The following is a 16,443-nucleotide window of genomic DNA, read 5'->3' on the forward strand; positions in this document are numbered from 1 at the left end:
GACCGGGCGTGCGCAGGACGGCGGAAGCGCGACCGGTTCCCTCAGCACGTGAAGAGTGCTCCGGGAAAGCAGGATCACCCGGACTCCATTATTGCACAGGAAAGTGCCGAGGAGTTATTCTGACGGGTGCACTCAGAGACGGAATCCGTACCTCTACATATTCATTCTAGCACGAATGGGGAGGGCGTGGAAAGTCCCGCTGTCGCGGACGAAGTGTCCGCGGAGACCGGCCGGATCCGCCGGCTGCACGGGTTGCTCGGCGCGGAGCTCGCCGCGGCCTCGGACCGGGCGCGGGGCTCGCTGGCCGCGGAGACGGGCGGCGAGCTCAGCGCCCGCTACGAGCGGGACGTGTCCGTGCACCGCTGGTCGGAGCGGGTCCACGCGCTGACCGCCGCCCGCTCGGGCCTGTGTTTCGGCCGGCTCGACCACACCGACGGGACGACGACCTACGTCGGCCGCATCGGGCTCACCGATCCCGAGGACGGCGAGAGCGCGCTCACGGACTGGCGTGCGCCGGCCGCCCGGCCGTTCTACTGCGCGACCCTTGCCACGCCTCTCGGCGTGACCCGGCGACGCCATTTCCAGCTCGCCGGAATCGCGCCGGACGAGCGCGTCACGGCATTCCACGACGACGTACTGAACGGTGACGCCGATTCCGGATCCGCGTCGGATCCGGCACTGCTCGCCGCGCTGAAGGCACCGCGCGGCTCGACGATGCGCGACATCGTCTCCACGATCCAGGCCGAGCAGGACGCGATCATCCGGCTGCCGCTCTCCGGCGCCGTCGTGATCGAGGGCGGGCCGGGCACCGGGAAGACCGCGGTCGCGCTGCACCGTGCCGCCTACCTGCTCTACGCCCACCGCGAGCGGCTCGCCCGCAGCGGCGTGCTCGTCGTCGGGCCCAGCGCCGGGTTCGTGCGCTACGTCGGGGGCGTGCTGCCCGCGCTGGGCGAGTCGGCGGTCGTGTTCACCACCCCGGGCCGGCTGGCGCAGGGCGTGGTCGCGACCGCCGTCGACCCCGACGAGGTGGCCCGCACCAAGGGCGACCTGGCGATGCTCGACGTGCTGCGCCACGCCGTCGCCGACCGGCAACGGCTGCCCGCGGCGCCGATCGCGATCGAGCTCGAGGACGTGACCGTCGAGATCGACCGGGCGACGGCGGCCGAGGCCCGCCGGCGGGCCCGGGGCACCGGCCTGCCGCACAACGCCGCCCGGACGACGTTCCGGGACGCGCTCGGTGGCCTGCTCGTCCAGCAGGGCCTGGAGAAGCTCGACCGGCACCTGGAGGACCCGCCCGAACTCGCGGAGCTCCTCCGCGACCTCGACATCCCGGAGATCGAGCCCGCGGGCGCGGCGGAGGTGACGGCCGAGATGCGCGCCGAGCTGCGGGACGACCTGCGCGCGAACCTCGACTTCCACGCCGCCGTCGAGGAGCTCTGGCCGGTGCTCACGCCGGAGCAGGCGCTCGGCGAGCTGTACGCCTGCCCGGAGCGGCTGGCCTCGGCGGGCGAGGGACTCGACGGACCCGGCGGGCTCGGCGACCTCACGGGGCTGCACCGCCCCGAGGGTGCGGCGTGGACGGTGGCCGACGCGCCGCTGCTCGACGAGCTCGCCGAGCTGCTCGGGCCGCCGCCCGGTGACCGGCCCGGGCCGGGCGACCCTGACAGCCGCTACGCCGCGGAGGTGCTCAGCATCCTGGAGTCGGCCGACCGCCGGATCGCCGGCGAGGACCCGGACGAGCTGCGCCCGACCGACTTCGTCACCGCCGACGTCCTCGCCGCCCGGCAGGTGCCCGGACACCTCGCGAGCGTCGCCGAGCGGGCGGCCACCGACCGGGACTGGCGCTACGGCCATCTCGTCGTCGACGAGGCACAGGAGCTGTCCGCCATGGACTGGCACGTCCTGCTGCGGCGCTGCCCGTCGCGTTCGGTCACCGCGGTCGGCGACCTCGCGCAGCGCAGCGCCCCCGCCGGGGCACGGGCGTGGGCGGACGTGCTCGGCCCGCACCTCGGCTCCCGGTGGACCTACCGGACGCTCACGGTGAACTACCGGACGCCGAGCGAGATCATGGCCCTGGCCGCCGGCGTCCTGGCCGAGTTCGCCCCCGACCGACAGCCGCCCGAGTCGGTGCGGTCGACGGGTGAGGAGCCGTGGCAGCGCACCGTGCCCGCGGCCGAGCTCGGGGCCGAGCTGCACACGGCGGTCGAGGCGGAGGCGGCCGAGCTGGGGCGCGGGACGCTCGCGGTGATCGCGGCCGACGTCGAGGGACTCGCCGGGCTCCCCGCCGAGGTGCACACCCCGGTGTCGGCGAAGGGGCTGGAGTTCGACGTCGTGGTGATCGTCGATCCGGACGGCATCCGGGCCCGTCACCCCGCCGATCTCTACGTGTCGATCACCCGTGCCACCCGGCGGCTCGGGCTGCTGCACGTGGAGCGATGAGACGCGGGCGTCCGGTCCCGGCACCGGGAGCGTGACGTCGGGCAGCTCCAGCCCCGACACCTCTGCATCACGGGTGGTGCAGAGGTGTCGCCGGCACCGCCCGCCGCGCACCGCACCGCTCGAGCCACCGCACGAGCTGCCGGTGGACGGCGTCGGCCCCGTACAGCAGCGCCTCGCCCTCGACCGTCCGGTCGAGGAGGTCGGCGTCCAGCGGCCAGTCCGCGGGGTGGACGAGCACGGCGTCGTTCTGCCACCCGCCGAGGCCGCCGTGGCACCCGACGAGCTCCTCGAAGGCGTGCACCTCGTCGGTGCGCGGGTCGACCGTGGAGTGGACGTAGAGGTCGGGGCAGGAGCCCATGACGGCGACGCGCGCCAGGTCGGCCGCGGCCCGGGGGCCGAACCCGGCCAGCGGGTCCCGGCCCTCGACGACGCCCTCGAGGAGCACCCGCACGCCGTCCGGACCGACGACCAGCGGGCCGCGCGCGCTGTCCACCACGACGAACGCCACCCCGGGCTCGGAAAGCAGGCCGGGGACCAACGCCGGGAACCGACGGTCCAGGTCCTCGATCGGTACGCGCCCCGGCAGTCCGGGGAACCAGACGAGCCCGAGGTTGCCCGAACCCACGACGACAAGCTCCGGCCGCTCACCGGACGCCGTGTCCGGCGTTCCGCGCTGCGGTCCGACGACCACCCCCGTGCCGCCGGAACCCGGCGGCCCGTCAGCCCGCCCCGCCCCCGGCCGGACGGCCGACAGGACCTCGGCGAGCATCGCGTTGAGCGGCCCCCACACCTCGACGTCACCGGTGTCGACCAGCGTCGCGGCCCCGGCCGCGTCGGTGTGCTCCCGGACCGCCTCCTCCAGGCCGCGCCCGGTCAGCTGGCGGAACGTCGGCCCCTGGCTCTGACCGTGGTCCGACAGGACCACGAAGCGGTACTCGCGCGGCGCGGCCGCCGCCACCTTCTCGAGGGTGCCGAGGACACCGTCGACGCCGGCCAGCGCGGCGAGCGCCTCGGGCCGGGCGACGCCGGCGTGGTGGGCGATCTCGTCGTAGTCGACGAGGTCGACGAAGACCACCGAGACCCCGGCGATCATGTGCTCGGCCACCAGGGCGACGTTGAGGTCGCGCAACAGGACGTTGGTCAGCCCGCGCAGGGCCACATAGGCGCCGCGCCTGCGGACCCGCGGCTCGATCCCCCGCAGGCGCTGCCGTCGGCGCTGGTGCAGCTCCTTGACCATCTCGCCGACCGTCCGCACCAGTGCCTGGGGGAACACGAACGGGCTGGCGAAGAAGCCGACGTAGCCGCGGCCCGGGCCGAGGCCGCCGCGGCCGGTGATGCGGCTCATCGTCATGAACGCGGTCGGGGCGTCCCCGCTGAAGATGTTCGACACGCTCACGCCGCCGTCGGCCAGCAGCCCGCGCCCGTCCGACAGCCGCTCCTCGACGACGGCCGCGTCCGCGGGGCGGTTCGCGACGAGCAGCCGCCCCGTGTCCTTCTCGTACCAGCGGAAGGCCGGGATGCCGTCGCTGGTGCCGTGCAGCAGGGCCGCCTGGCTCGCCGGCGTCGTCGACGGGACCTGTGCCCACCACCGGACCGCGTCGTGCCCGCCGGAACGCACCCAGCGGGCCAGGGTCGGCAGGACGCCCGAGACGATCCCGTGCTGCAGCAACGGGAACGGCAGACCGTCCACCTGCACCACGACGACGCCGACGGGCGAGGCCCCGGGGTCCGCGCCGGTCCGCGGGGTGCGGCGCCGTCGTCGCTCGCCGCGGCGGATCAGGTTCGCGACGAGATAGGTGTTGTCGGTGGCACCGAGCAGCCAGCGGGTCACGACCGAGACCACGGCGACGACCACCAGCGTCGCCACCGTGGCGCCGAGGGAGGCCACGGCGGCCGAGGGCACCGCGAGGAGCGCGAGCTCGACCACGGCGACCTGGACGACCACCCCCAGCAGGAGCGCGGTCACGGCACCCGCCCGCCGGACCAGGGCCCGCAGCGCCGGCCGCACCAGCAAGTCCACCACGGCCATCACGGCGGCGACCACGAACGCCGTCCACCACGGCGAGAGGGACAGCCCGTCGAGCACCCACGCCGCGACGAGCAGGGCCACGCCGGTGGCGACGAGCCCGATCAGGCCGTCCCGGACGTCGCGGCCGCTCGCGCGCAGGCTCGGGCCCGCGTGCGTGTCCATCCCGGCATCGTGCCCGCAGGCGTCCGTCCGCGTCGACGAGCAGCGCGGCGCGGAGGCCTGGACACTGGCCCTGCGCGGGATGTCGGCCGGGCACGCACGCCGCCGAGCCCGCGCACGTCACCCCGCGCGGGTGATCGGTGTCGGCGAAGCGTTCGCGACCGTGGTCGACGCAACGCAGAACCGGGTGGGAGGCCACGGTGACCGACCAGCCGAACGTCCTGGCCCGTCTCGACCGGCTGCGCCGGGGTCAGCCGTGGCTCGACCACCTGGTGCGCGCCGGTGTGCGGTACACCGAACGGCACGGCAACCACTATGCGGCCGGGATCACCTACTTCAGCCTGCTGGCGCTGGTCCCCCTCGTCATGGTGGCGTTCGCCGTGGTGACGCTGGTGCTGGTCGCCGAGCCGGACCCCCTCGCGCGGCTACGGGCCCACATCGACGAGGCTCTCCCGGCGGCACTGAACGCGACGGTGAACTCGATCATCGACCAGGCCGTGGCGTCCGCCTCGACCGTCGGCGTGATCGGCATCCTCATCGCGACCTACACGGGGATGCGGTGGATGAGCAACCTGCGCGCCGCGCTGTCCGAGCAGTGGGGGCAACCGCCACGGGAGCCGCCGTTCCTGCGCCGCCTCGTGGTCGACCTCGCCGCGTTGCTCGGGCTGGGCCTGGCGGCGGCGGTGTCCTTCGGCATCACCACCGCGGCGGGTTTCTTCGCCGGGCGGGTCCTGGAGTTCCTCGGACTGGCCGAGCACGGGTGGGCCCGCGTGCTCCTCACCGTGCTCGGCATCGTCCTGAGCCTGATCGCCGACTGGCTGCTGTTCCTCTGGATCTACGCGCGGCTGCCCCGCGAGCGGTTCAGCTGGCGCATCGCCGGACGGGCAGCGGTCGGCGCGGCCGTCGGCCTCGAGCTCATCAAGCAGGGGATGGTGGTGTACCTGGCGGTCGTGACCCGGAGCCCGACCGGGGCCGCGTTCGGCCCGATCCTCGGCCTCATGGTCTTCATGTACACGGTGTCCCGCTTCCTGATCTTCATCGCCGCCTGGACGGCGACGGACCGCGAGAACCAGGTCGAACGCCCTCCGCCCCCACCCGAACCCGCGGTGATCCGGCCGGAGGTCCAGGTCCGCCGAGGCCTCGGGACGGCCGCCGGCGCCGGCCTGGCCGGGGTCGCGGCGCTGGCCGGCCTCGTCTGCGGCAGCCTGCTGACCCGTCGCGGACAGGAGGGACGGTGACGGGCGGAGGTCCCGCGCCGGACGACTCCCCGACGTCAGTGCGCGTGGACCCGGTAGCGGGGCGCGAGCGCCATCCGCTCGGCGTGTGCTCCAGCAGCAGGACGGCCCGTCCTCGGTCCCGCCGTGCCCCGACAGGTGCACCCCGGCCGCATCGGCCAGGGCCCGGGCGGCGCCGGCCTCGAGCACCTCGCTCTTCGCCGACCGTCCGAAGCCGATCAGCGCCTCCGCCTGAGCGAGGTCCCGCTCGGCCACCGCGAGCCCGGGATCGGAGCCGGCTGCGGAGCGTGTGGCGAGGAAGTCGCCCGCGACCTCGACGATCTGTGCGACGCTCGCGCCCGGGGCGCGCCGCCACGCGAGGCAGGCGCTGCTGTTGTGCGAGGTGAACGGGATCCGCGGGTCCCGGAGCAGTTGGTGGCGGGTCGCCCCGGCACAGCGGCCGAGTCCCCGGTCGGCCAGCTCGGTGATCAGCCGCTGCGCGAGCCAGCCCGTGCCGCGCGTGACCGGGGTGTCCGTGTCGTCGATCCCGATCAGCAGGTCGGCCTCGCGCACCGACGAGCCCGACGACCCCGACGGCGAGCCCATCAGGTGGTGACGTCGACGTCGGTGACGTCCCGGACCCACCGGGACTGGTCGAGACCCGGACCCGCGAGCGTGACCGTGCCGCGGCGCGTCTGGGCCAGCAGCAGGTCCTTCCCGACCTCCGAGGACCCGAGCTCCACCGACTCGCTCGACCCGGCGATCCGCACGCGGGAGTAGTCCGCGACACCCGCTGCAGTGAGCACGGCGTCAAGGGTAGGACCGGTCTGCCGGGTCGCACCGTCGGACTCCGGGGTGTCGACGGTGACGGCCGGCAGCGACGCCAGCCGGGCCGGGTCCCACCGCTCGGTGCGATCGCGCGCCCGCACGGTGACCGCGTAGCCGGTGGCGGCGCCCGCCCGGGGCCCGATGCGCGGCGCGCTACGGTGAATTCCATGAGCGGTCGAGGTCCAGCCAGAGGGAAGGCTTGGTGAACACCGCCGTCCGCAAGGTCGGGCTCGTGGTCGTCGGGCTGATCGTGCTCCTGCTCGCCAACCTGACGTACGTCCAGGTCGTGAAGGGTCCCGGGTACGCCGCCGACCCGCGCAACCAGCGCACGGTGCTGGCCGAGTTCTCCCAACCGCGCGGTCAGATCAGCGCGGGGGGCAGGCTGCTCGCCTCCAGCGCGGCGGCGGGAGGATCGCAGCCCTACCAGCGCAGCTACGCCGACGGGGCGATGTACGCCCCGGTCACCGGCTACCTGTCACAGCTGTACGGGGCGACGGGGCTCGAGAAGGCCGCCGAACCGGTCCTCGACGGATCCGATCCACGGCTGCTGTTCAACCACGTCTCCTCGGTGCTCACCGGACAGCAGCCCGCCCCCGGCAACATCGTGACCACGATCGACCCGCAGCTGCAGCAGGTCGCCTACCAGGACCTGACGAGCAAGGGCTACGCCGGCTCGGTCGTCGCCCTCCAGCCGTCCACCGGCGCGATCCTGGCCATGGTCTCCACGCCGTCGTTCGACCCGAACCCGCTCGCGTCGCACGACACCGCGGCCGCCAAGAAGGCCTTCGCCGCCGACTCGGCGGACGACCCGGGCAGCCTGGAGAACCGGGCGATCTCCGACACCTACCCGCCGGGATCGACCTTCAAGCTGGTCGACCTGGCCGCCGCGCTGCAGCAGGGCGTCACGCCGGACACCCCGGTCACGGCCGCGTCCCGGATCACCCTCCCCGGAACCAGCACCACGCTGGAGAACTACAACGGCGAGCACTGCGGGCCCGGCAGCAACGACACCGTCACGCTCTCCGAGGCCCTCGCGCGCTCGTGCAACACCGCCTTCGCGACGCTGGCCGACCAGGTCGGCGCCGACCGGCTGCGCGCCCAGGCCCAGGCCTTCGGGTTCGGCCAGAGCGACCTGCAGATCCCCCAGCCGGTGGCCGCCTCCGAGCTCGGCCCGATGGCCGACGCCGCGGCGTTGGCCCAGTCCGGCATCGGGCAGCGTGACGTGCGCGAGACCCCGCTGCAGAACGCCGAGATCGCGGCGACGATCGCCAACGGCGGCGTGCGGATGGCCCCCCACCTCGTGAAGGAGATCGACGCGCCCGATCTGTCCGTGATCGACCGGACCGATCCGCAGCAGCTCGACCGCGCGATCCCGGCCGGCGTGGCGTCGACGATCACGCAGATGATGATCGGCTCGGAACAGGACACCACCGGGCACGGGGCGATCCCCGGCGTCACGATCGCCTCCAAGACCGGTACCGCCGAGCACGGCACCGACTCCAAGACCACGCCCCCGCACACCTGGTACGTGGGCTTCGCCCCCGCACAGCACCCGCAGATCGCCGTGGCGGTCATCGTCGAGAACGGCGGGCACCTCGGCGACGCCGCCACCGGCGGTTCGGTCGCCTCGCCCATCGGCCGCGACGTCATGGCCGCCGCATTGGCCAATCCGCCCAGCTGATCGCCAGCACGAGCAGCTCGGGGGCACCCACGACGGCCCGGGCGAGCGCGATCCGTTGCCGCTGCCCACGCGACAGCAGCCGGCCAGGCTGCCCGACCAGTGCATGCTCGACGGGGCGTGCTGACGGTGGAATGCTCTCGGCAGCAGCGAGGGCGGTGAGCTCGCCTTCTCCCAGCACATGCGCAGCACTGCCGACTTCGCGGTGACCCGGTTCCAGTGCATCACGGTGGACTACGACGGGCCGCTCGGCGGGTTGCTGTGCGTGGAACAGGTCCATGCCGGCCGCCTGTCGTTCCGCACCGCGGCAGGGAGCTCCACACCGTCGCCGGGGACATCTGCCTGGTCCCGCCGCACGAGCCGTGGCGGGCCACCAGCGAGGAGATCGACCTCGCCCCGCTGACCCTGGACCGCGACGGGGTCGCCGCGCACGCCGCGGCGGTGAGCGGCATCGAACCGGAGGCCCTCGAGTTCACCGGCCTCGGGCCGATCTCACCGGCGAGGGCCCGCTACTGGGCATCGACGACAACGCCCATCATCCGATCGGTCTGGCCGACACGCCGCCGCCGCCCGGATCGGCCCGCGCGAGCTGCAGTACCTGTTCCGCGAGCACGCGGACCGCAGCCCCCTGGACCACCTGCGCCGGGTCCGGCTCGCTCGGGCCCACCGCGACCTGCAGGCCGTGGACCCCGCCCACGGCGACACGGTCGCGGCCGTCGCCGCCCGCTGGGGCTTCGCCCATCCCGGTCGCTTCGCCGTCCTGTACCGCCAGGTGTACGGCCGTGCACCCACTGACACCCTGCGATCCGACGGCAGCGCTGCTGGAGGGCTGCGGTCGCCGCGCGAGCACGAGCACGGTCAGCGCGGGTCGACCCCGACCGTCGGGGCGGGGGCCCGGACCCGGGCCGACGATGCGCTCGCCCGCGCCCGGGAGGCGCACGCGCGAGCAGTGCGGCTCCACGACGAAGCCGTACAAACCCGTCGGCGCGTCAGGCGGGAGCCCGACGACCGCGACCAGCACGGCGCGCCCGGCCGGCCGGGGGTGTGCCGCGGACGACGGCCCGCCTACTCGAGCGGGGCCGGCTCCATGCGGAGGGCCAGGGTGGGGCAGGCGGTCACCGCCTCGCGGACGAGCGGGAGGGTGTCGGCGTCGACGGGCCCGCTGGTCCGGCCGTGCTGCAGCCGCGGGTAGCCCCATTCGTCGAGCGTGACGAGTTCGGGCACGAGGTCGGCGCACAGACCGTGCCCGGTGCAGGCGATCGGGTCGAGGCGGACGCGTTGCCCGACGGATCGGTGTGTCATCGGCTCACCCGCGAGGACGGAAGGATCGGCCTCCCGGGCCGGGGCAGGGGAAGGACGGGGGCCTCGGCGGCGGCGGGACAGGGTCGGCCGGCCAGGTGCCGGCGGAGGTCGCGATCGAAGACCCGCAGGGCACTGCGGAGGAGGCGGACCGCGCCGTCGGGATGGGCACAGGCACCTCGGCCCGCGACGAGCTCGAGCCGGCGCAGCAACCGGGCGTGGGCCGCCGGTGCCTCCGGGCCGCTGCAGGCGAGGGCGGTGACGTCCTCGGCGAGGGCGGGCAGGCCGAACGTGCAGGGCCCGCACTGGCCGGCGGACTCGCCGGCGAGGTAGCGCAGCAGGTGCGCGGTCTGCGTCAGCCCGCAGGCCCGCACGGGCAGGGCGAGCAGGCTGGGCACGCCGAGGGTCGCCCCGACGGCCTCGAGCGGCCCCGGGGCCAGGGGCACGTCGAGGACGTCCAGCGACGCCCAGGTTCCGCCGTAGCCGCCGCACAGCACCGCCTGGACCGGTTCGACCGGACCGCCGGCGAGGTCCAGGACCGCGCGTACCGGGGTCCCTGCCGGCACCTCGACGACGCCGGGCCGGCGCAGCGCTCCCCCGGTGGTCACGAGGAGGGTGCCGGGTAGTGCGGACGTGCCGAGCACGCGGAACCAGTCGGCGCCGTGGCGGGCGAGCAGAGCGAGATGGGCCAGCGTCTCGACGTTGTCGACCAGCGTCGGCGCCCCGCCGACGCCCCGCTCGGAAGCGCGGTGCGGCGCCGAGGTGGGCAGGGCGGGGCCTCCGGACAGGTACTGCACCAGGGCCGACGCCTCGCTGGCGACGTAGCGGGCGGGCACTTCCTCGACGCGGACCGACACCACATCGCGTCGGGCGGCGGCCTGCTCGCGCAGCGCCTGTGCCGCCGGGGACCCGGCGTGCACGCACAGGTACGCCGTACCGGCCCCGGTGGCGCGGGCGGCGAGCGCGATCCCGTCGAGGACCAGGTGCGGGGCGCAGTGCAGCAGCGCGGCGTCCTTGTGCGACGCGGGTTCGCCCTCGCACCCGTTGGCGACCACGACCGGACGGCGCCGGCCCCGCCGCCCTCGCCCGCGGACGACGGCGCGGATCTTGGCCGCGGTCGGGAAGCCTGCGCCGCCGCGCCCGCGCAGACCCGCCGCGTCGACCCGGGCGATCAGCTCCTCCGGCGCGAGGTGCGGGAGCGGGCCGTGCCGCCGCAGGTGAGCGGCGAGGTCGTCGGGACGGCGGTCGACGTACCACGAGGCGAGCAGCCGGACGTCCGGCCGGATCGGGACGCCGAACGGGTCCGTGGCCGCTTCCGGCTCGACCCGGTGCGTGGGACGGGCCAGGGTCATCGTGTCCACCTCCTGGGGAACGGACCCGAGGCCGCGGAGCCGGAGGTCGAGGTCCAGATCCGGGCCCGCCACACGAGCCCCGCGACCACGGCCGCCACGCAGCTCAGGGTCACCGCCAGGACCCACCCGGTGGTCGAGTCGGCGCCGCCGATGCCGAGGCCGTGGACCACGGCGAGGGGCCAGCACGCATATGCGGTCAGGTGGACGACGCGCCAGGCTCGCAGCCCGAGCCGCGCCCGGAGCAGGCTCGTCAGGATCAGTGCGGCGAGCAGGTCCAGCGCGAGGGCTCCGAGCCCGAGCCAGAAGGGCTCGTAGCCGGCGCCGAACGGGACGACGGCGTCGAGCCAGGTGAGGTCGACGTAGCCGTCGAGCACCGCGGTGAGCACGTGGGCGGCGACGAAGGCGACGGCGAGCAGGGCGAGGTTGCGGTGCAGCCGGGCCAGCGCGAACCGGGGCCAGCGGGCCGTGGCGACCCGGGCGACGCCGGAGATCCCCAGCAGTAGGGTCGTGGTGAGCAGGACGAGCGAGACGATCCCGGCGCCGCGACTGGCGTACCAGGTCCACATCAGCGGCCGCCTTCCTCGGCGGGCCAGCCGGCCAGCGTGTACACCTCGCCGTCGGTGTCGACGAGCCGTGCCGGGAGGCGCGCGGCGGCCAGCCGGTCGGATGCGGCCCGGCCGAGCACGAGCGCGGCCGTCGCCGCGATGTTCGCGTCCAGGCAGGAGACCGCGGCCACGCTGACCGTGCGCCAGGGGCTGTCGACCGGCAGCCCGGTGCGCGGGTCCACGAGGTGATGGCACTCCAGCCGCCCTCGTCGCCAGCGGCGCCGGGCCGTACCCGACGTCGCGAGCCCGCCCGACCTGATCGCGACGATCGGACCGGGACCGTCGACGCCGTGGTCGTCGGTGACGCGGACCCGCCAGCCCTCCTCCGGGGGCGGGCCCGCGACGGCCACGTCGCCGCCCAGGCTGATCAGGACGCCGCAGCCGACGAGAGAGGTGATCCGGATCGCGGTGAGATCGGCGGCCAGGGCCTTGGCCGTGGAACCGAGGTCCAGGCGCACGCCCCGGGGCACCATCACCGTGCGCTGCTCGAGGTCCCACCCGAGCCGCCACCAGCCGGGGGCCGGCACCGGGACGACCGGCTCGCCGGAGTCGGTGACCTCGGCGAGGTCACGGTCGTAGCCCAGGGCCTCGAGACAGGAACCGACGGTGGGATCGACCAGCCCGTCCGTCGTCGCGGCCGCCCGCAGCGCCGCGTCGAGGTGCACGGCGAGGGTGTCCCCCACCGCCACGGCGGTGCCCGGTGTGCCCTCGAGCCGCCGGATCTCCGAGTCGGCCCGGAAGCGCGAGCAGACCCGGTCGAGCTCCGTCAGGTCCTCGCGCAGCAGCTCGACGGCGTCGCGCAGCGCCGCACGGTCGGTCACCACCACCGTGGCGGTGGTCCCGATCGCCGGGAACGACTCCGCGGCGGGCGGCATGACGATCACCGTCACGTCACGACGCTCCCGAGCTGACGTGGGCGTGGCTGCCCGAGACCGGCTGGGGCGCCGTCGCGGGAGGTTGCAGGACGTTCCCGGTGCTCGCGCCGCCACCGGAGGTCGTGCTCCGGGCGTGGTGTCGGACCGGAGGAGCGGTCGACGGCGCCGCGCCGGTGCGCGGCACGGGAGCAGCCGCGGCGTCGGGTACGGGATCGGGCGCCGTACCGGTCGGCGGCGTCGAGGTGACGCCGGGCTGCGCGGCCGGAGCCGGGTCCTCGGTGTCGGCCGAGGCCGGGGTGCGGGCGAACACCACCGCCGCGACCACCGTCGCCGCGACCCCGCCCGCCGCGGCCCACCCCGTGACCCGCGACGCCCGCCGCAGACCCCGGTCACGGACGGCGAGACGGAAGCGCCGGAGATCGTCCATGCCCCCAGCCAACCCCCAGCTTCTTGGAGGTTCCTGGGAGCAGGCGCGGGACGGTCCGGACGCCGACCGCGGAGCCGCCGCCGACGGCGCCATGATGGTGGCGTGACGACCGACCCTCGCACCGCTCCCGCCGAGGCGACGGACCCGCATGCGCCCCGGCCCCGGGTGCTCCTGGTGGAGGACGAGGCCGAGCTCGCGCAGATGGTGGCGGAGCTGCTGGCAGAGGAGGGGTACGCGGTCGACGTCGCCGCCGACGGGCACAGCGGCCTGCACCACGGCCTGACCCGCGACTACGACGTCGTCGTCCTCGATCGCGGGCTTCCCGCCGTCGAGGGCCTCGACCTGTTGAACCGGTTGCGCCGGAGCGGGATCACGACCCCGGTCCTGGTCCTGTCGGCGCTGGGCAACCCGGCCGACCGGGTCGCCGGACTCGACGCCGGTGCCGAGGACTACCTGGCGAAACCCTTCGACATCGACGAGCTGCTCGCTCGGCTGCGGGCGCTTCGCCGGCGCCACCTCGACAGGGCCCGCCAGATGCCGGTCGGCCAGGCCCGGCTCGACCTCGACGCCCGCGAGGTCTGCACCGCCGGCGGCCGGGTGGCCCTGTCCCAGCGCGAGTGCGACCTGCTCGCCACCCTCGCCGCACGCCCCCGCCAGGTGTTCAGCCGCGACGACCTGCTGGTGCTGGCGTTCCCCGAGGCGGAGAACCCGGTCGTCGTCGACACGTACGTGCACTACCTGCGGCGGAAGCTCGGCCGCACCGTGGTCGAGACGGTGCGCGGACGCGGCTACCGCGTCGGCACGCCTGCGCCATGACCGCGCGCATGCGCCTCCGGACGCGAGGCCGGGACGCGGGGCGGACGGCCGGAAGGCCCGCCGGTGAGGTCGTGCTGGCCCGCCGCGCCGCCGTCCGGCTGGGGGTCCAGGCCGCGGCCCTGGCCGCCGCGCTGGTCGTGCTGCTCACGACGGCGGCGGTCGTCGTCCTCATCGAGGCACAGAAGTCCCAGGTCACCGCCCAGCTCGACGGCGCGATCGCCCGCGCCGACGACGTCGACGACCCACCGGCAGGCACCTTCCTCGTCCTGCGCACCCCGGACGGACGGGTCACCGAGACCTCCGGGCTTCCCGCCGGGGTCATGGACCGGAACGCCCTCGACGAGGCCACGGCAGGCGGCCATCCGCCCGCCGTGGAGCGGAACGTGGACCACACCCAGTACGAGATCTCCACCCTGCACCGCGCCGACGGCACGACCGTCCAGGCGATCCTCGACCTGACCGCCAACCACGCCGAGCGCAACCGGCTGCTGAGCACGATGTTGATGACCGGCGTCGTCGGGCTCGTGGCCGCGGGCGCGGTCGGCACCTGGCTCGGCCACCGCGCACTCGGCCCGCTCTCGGCCGCGCTCACGCTGCAGCGCCGGTTCGTCGCCGACGCCGGTCACGAGCTGCGCACCCCGCTCACCCTCCTCGGCACCCGGGCGCAACTGCTGCGCCGGCGCCTGCGCCGCGACCCCGACGCCGACCCCCGGCTCCTGACCGAGACCGAGGGCGTCGTCACCGACGCCGCCCGCCTCACCGCCATCCTCGAGGACCTGCTGCTCGCCGCGGACCCGCTCGCCGACCGCCCCTGCGAACCCGTCGACCTCGTCGCGCTGTGCCGGGACGTGCTCGACGCGGCAGCCGCCGGCGCCGCGACGCACCAGGTGGAGCTGCGGCTCACCGCGCCTCGCACGGTGCAGGTCGAGGGCTCCGCAGCGGCGCTGCACCGTGCCGTGACCGCGCTGGTCGACAATGCCGCCCACCACGCCCACCGGCTGGTCTCGGTCGCGGTCACCACCGACGACGACGCGGTCGTCGAGGTCCACGACGACGGCGACGGCGTCGATCCCGCCCTGGCACCGCGGCTGTTCGACCGGTTCACCACTTCCGCCCGGCACGCCGAGTCCGGGCGCCGCCGCTACGGCCTCGGACTCGCGCTCGTCGCCGAGATCGCCGCGGTGCACCGCGGACGCGTCGAGCTCGTCGAGCTCGTCGAGGCCGACGAGGGTGCGACGTTCCGCCTCACGCTGCCCATCGCCGCCGTCCACGACCTGCGCGCCCCCGGGACCGAGGCGGCCCCGGACCCGGCCGGCCCTCCAAGAAACCTCTGAAGAACACCGGCGACGATCGAACGTGACCCTGTCCCGCCGGCGGAAGGCAGATCCGTGCCCACATTCGTGACCGGACTCCCGCTGCATCCCCTCGTCATTCACGCCGTGGTCGTTCTCGTCCCCGCGGCGGTGATCGGCGCGGTCCTGGTGGCGGTGTGGCCCGCCGCCCGACGCCGCTGGGGCTGGCCCGTCGTCGTGCTCACCGCGCTGGCCGCCGTGTCGGTGCCCCTGGCGACGAGCACCGGGGAGGGGCTCGAGCACAACCTGCCCCGCACCCCCGCCATCGCGACCCACGCCGAGCTCGGCGACCAGCTCCTGGTGTTCGTCGGCCCGCTGCTGGTCGTCGTGCTCGCGCTCGTCCTGGTCGACCACCTGCGCCGCCGGTCGGCCGACCGCGAGCTCGCCGCGGCCCGCGCGGACGGGCCCGGGACGATGGCCGCACCCCGCGTCGCCCAGGGCCCCGCCAAGGTCGCGATCGTGGTGCTCGCCGTACTGACCGTGCTGCTCGCGGCCGTCTCTGCGGTCCAGGTCGTCCGGATCGGCGACAGCGGCGCCCGCGCCGCCTGGGGCGACGTCCACTACGCCCCGCAGCCGCGGCACCCCGGAGCCCCTCAGGACTAGGCCGAACGTGGGCTCGGAGGCCTCGTGACGGTCGATTTGCTCGCCGCTAACCCGTCGAGGGACAGCATCGTGGCGTGGCCCGCCGCTCCCAGGTTGCATCGGCTCTCGACCCTGACCATGGGGACGTCGTGTCCGAGCCCCTGCCGGTTCGCGTACGGCTCGCCCTCCGTGCCGCGCGCGCCGTGACCGCGCTGACCCGCCGTCTCGGGCACCCGGAAGCCGCCGTCGGTGCCCGTCTTGCACGGACGATCGAGCCGCGGACCGCGGCCTACCTCGCGTGCGAACGGTCGCTCGTGCTCGTGGCCGGCGCAGCACGTCCGGGCACGGCCGCAGCCATCGCGGCCGCCTGCGCGGCGCAGCTCAGGGACGGCCGCGGTGGCGGCGGGGTGCTGGCCGCGCTGCTCGACGTGCCTGCTGCGGCCACTGTCGTTGTGACGCTCGACGACGACCTGGTGGCGGAGACGGTCGCGCAGATGCGCCCCGCAGTCGTGGTGTTCGTACCCGGGGCGCCCGGGGCCTCGGAGCGCGACGCCCGCACCCGGATGCGGCGACTGCGTGCAGCGCTCCTCGCGAGCCCGGCGACAGCCGTGGTGGGCGACCCCGCCGACCCGCGCGCGCTCGCCGCGGGCGAGGCGGCCGCCCGCCGTTTCTGGATCGACGCGCCGGACTCGCCCGATGTCGCGACGACCGCGAACGCGACCGATCTGGCGTTGAGCGCCGGCGCTGCCTGCAGCCTCGGGTCACAGATGCAGGACCAGTACTAGGAC

At 75.2% G+C, this 16,443-nt stretch carries 15 protein-coding genes and 1 pseudogene; 8 read left to right on the plus strand and 8 right to left on the minus strand.

The genetic code is table 11. The annotated features are described in order from the left end of the window. Nucleotides 1-213 precede the first annotated feature (213 nt). On the plus strand, nt 214-2,439 hold the full coding sequence (locus tag LWC33_RS22430; protein WP_233306399.1) for an ATP-binding domain-containing protein: 2,226 nt from the start codon (nt 214-216) through the stop codon (nt 2,437-2,439). A gap of 67 nt (nt 2,440-2,506) precedes the next feature. Here LWC33_RS22430 and LWC33_RS22435 read toward each other — a convergent pair whose 3' ends face one another. Then, entirely contained in the window at nt 2,507-4,630 is a 2,124-nt protein-coding gene (locus LWC33_RS22435; protein ID WP_233306400.1) for an alkaline phosphatase family protein, read from the minus strand. Between the two features lie 197 nt (nt 4,631-4,827). On the opposite strand from LWC33_RS22435, the gene LWC33_RS22440 reads away from it, so the two are divergent. Further along, complete coding sequence (locus LWC33_RS22440) at nt 4,828-5,865, plus strand: YhjD/YihY/BrkB family envelope integrity protein (protein ID WP_233306401.1); 1,038 nt, start codon at nt 4,828-4,830, stop codon at nt 5,863-5,865. 581 nt (nt 5,866-6,446) lie between these two features. On the opposite strand, the gene LWC33_RS22445 is transcribed toward LWC33_RS22440, so the two are convergent. Further along, a complete protein-coding gene (locus tag LWC33_RS22445; protein WP_233306402.1) occupies nt 6,447-6,770 on the minus strand; it encodes a hypothetical protein in 324 nt (107 codons plus the stop codon). Nucleotides 6,771-6,871: 101 nt separating this feature from the next. On the opposite strand from LWC33_RS22445, the gene LWC33_RS22450 reads away from it, so the two are divergent. Beyond that, on the plus strand, nt 6,872-8,350 hold the full coding sequence (locus LWC33_RS22450; RefSeq protein ID WP_233306403.1) for a peptidoglycan D,D-transpeptidase FtsI family protein: 1,479 nt from the start codon (nt 6,872-6,874) through the stop codon (nt 8,348-8,350). Here the strand turns inward: LWC33_RS22450 and LWC33_RS22455 are convergent. Continuing rightward, nucleotides 8,316-8,627, minus strand: a complete 312-nt coding sequence (locus LWC33_RS22455) for an ABC transporter ATP-binding protein (protein WP_233306404.1) — start codon at nt 8,625-8,627, stop codon at nt 8,316-8,318. The two genes, LWC33_RS22450 and LWC33_RS22455, sit on opposite strands and share 35 nt — an antisense overlap. Before the next feature lie 318 nt (nt 8,628-8,945). Here LWC33_RS22455 and LWC33_RS22460 point away from each other — a divergent pair. Further along, nucleotides 8,946-9,092: pseudogene (locus tag LWC33_RS22460) on the plus strand (helix-turn-helix domain-containing protein); the annotation flags it as partial. 320 nt (nt 9,093-9,412) lie between these two features. Here the strand turns inward: LWC33_RS22460 and LWC33_RS22465 are convergent. The 5 genes from LWC33_RS22465 to LWC33_RS22485 are packed head-to-tail and all read right to left on the minus strand — an operon-like array spanning nt 9,413 to nt 12,905. Continuing rightward, nucleotides 9,413-9,649, minus strand: coding sequence for a ferredoxin (locus LWC33_RS22465; RefSeq protein WP_233306405.1), 237 nt, complete (start codon nt 9,647-9,649; stop codon nt 9,413-9,415). Further along, the gene (locus tag LWC33_RS22470) at nt 9,646-10,998 is read right to left on the minus strand and encodes an NADH-ubiquinone oxidoreductase-F iron-sulfur binding region domain-containing protein (protein WP_233306406.1); all 1,353 of its coding nucleotides are present in this window, start codon (nt 10,996-10,998) and stop codon (nt 9,646-9,648) included. Before LWC33_RS22470 ends, LWC33_RS22465 begins: the two co-directional genes overlap by 4 nt. Further along, nucleotides 10,995-11,564, minus strand: coding sequence for a ferric reductase-like transmembrane domain-containing protein (locus LWC33_RS22475; protein ID WP_233306407.1), 570 nt, complete (start codon nt 11,562-11,564; stop codon nt 10,995-10,997). The genes LWC33_RS22470 and LWC33_RS22475 overlap by 4 nt, the downstream gene beginning before the upstream one ends. Next, on the minus strand, nt 11,564-12,493 hold the full coding sequence (locus tag LWC33_RS22480; RefSeq protein WP_308190987.1) for an FAD:protein FMN transferase: 930 nt from the start codon (nt 12,491-12,493) through the stop codon (nt 11,564-11,566). The genes LWC33_RS22475 and LWC33_RS22480 overlap by 1 nt, the downstream gene beginning before the upstream one ends. A gap of 1 nt (nt 12,494) precedes the next feature. Then, nucleotides 12,495-12,905, minus strand: coding sequence for a hypothetical protein (locus LWC33_RS22485; RefSeq protein ID WP_233306408.1), 411 nt, complete (start codon nt 12,903-12,905; stop codon nt 12,495-12,497). Between the two features lie 165 nt (nt 12,906-13,070). Here LWC33_RS22485 and LWC33_RS22490 point away from each other — a divergent pair, with 165 nt between their 5' ends. The 4 genes from LWC33_RS22490 to LWC33_RS22505 all read left to right on the plus strand — a co-directional run bounded on the left by LWC33_RS22490 (nt 13,071) and on the right by LWC33_RS22505 (nt 16,440). After that, nucleotides 13,071-13,721, plus strand: coding sequence for a response regulator transcription factor (locus tag LWC33_RS22490; RefSeq protein WP_233306440.1), 651 nt, complete (start codon nt 13,071-13,073; stop codon nt 13,719-13,721). After that, on the plus strand, nt 13,718-15,055 hold the full coding sequence (locus LWC33_RS22495; protein WP_233306409.1) for a sensor histidine kinase: 1,338 nt from the start codon (nt 13,718-13,720) through the stop codon (nt 15,053-15,055). Before LWC33_RS22490 ends, LWC33_RS22495 begins: the two co-directional genes overlap by 4 nt. Nucleotides 15,056-15,121: 66 nt before the next feature. After that, entirely contained in the window at nt 15,122-15,676 is a 555-nt protein-coding gene (locus LWC33_RS22500) for a DUF2231 domain-containing protein (protein WP_308190988.1), read from the plus strand. 182 nt (nt 15,677-15,858) lie between these two features. After that, entirely contained in the window at nt 15,859-16,440 is a 582-nt protein-coding gene (locus tag LWC33_RS22505) for a hypothetical protein (protein WP_233306411.1), read from the plus strand. Nucleotides 16,441-16,443: the final 3 nt, after the last annotated feature.

The organism is Pseudonocardia terrae, assembly GCF_021343995.1.
In the GTDB taxonomy this organism is placed as follows: domain Bacteria; phylum Actinomycetota; class Actinomycetes; order Mycobacteriales; family Pseudonocardiaceae; genus Pseudonocardia; species Pseudonocardia terrae.

Coding starts and splice junctions, on each gene's coding strand:
- LWC33_RS22465 (WP_233306405.1), bottom strand. CDS start 9,649: ATGACACACCGATCCGTCGGGCAACGCGTCCGCCTCGACCCGATCGCC.
- LWC33_RS22485 (WP_233306408.1), bottom strand. CDS start 12,905: ATGGACGATCTCCGGCGCTTCCGTCTCGCCGTCCGTGACCGGGGTCTG.
- LWC33_RS22495 (WP_233306409.1), top strand. CDS start 13,718: ATGACCGCGCGCATGCGCCTCCGGACGCGAGGCCGGGACGCGGGGCGG.
- LWC33_RS22470 (WP_233306406.1), bottom strand. CDS start 10,998: ATGACCCTGGCCCGTCCCACGCACCGGGTCGAGCCGGAAGCGGCCACG.
- LWC33_RS22435 (WP_233306400.1), bottom strand. CDS start 4,630: ATGGACACGCACGCGGGCCCGAGCCTGCGCGCGAGCGGCCGCGACGTC.
- LWC33_RS22455 (WP_233306404.1), bottom strand. CDS start 8,627: ATGGACCTGTTCCACGCACAGCAACCCGCCGAGCGGCCCGTCGTAGTC.
- LWC33_RS22475 (WP_233306407.1), bottom strand. CDS start 11,564: ATGTGGACCTGGTACGCCAGTCGCGGCGCCGGGATCGTCTCGCTCGTC.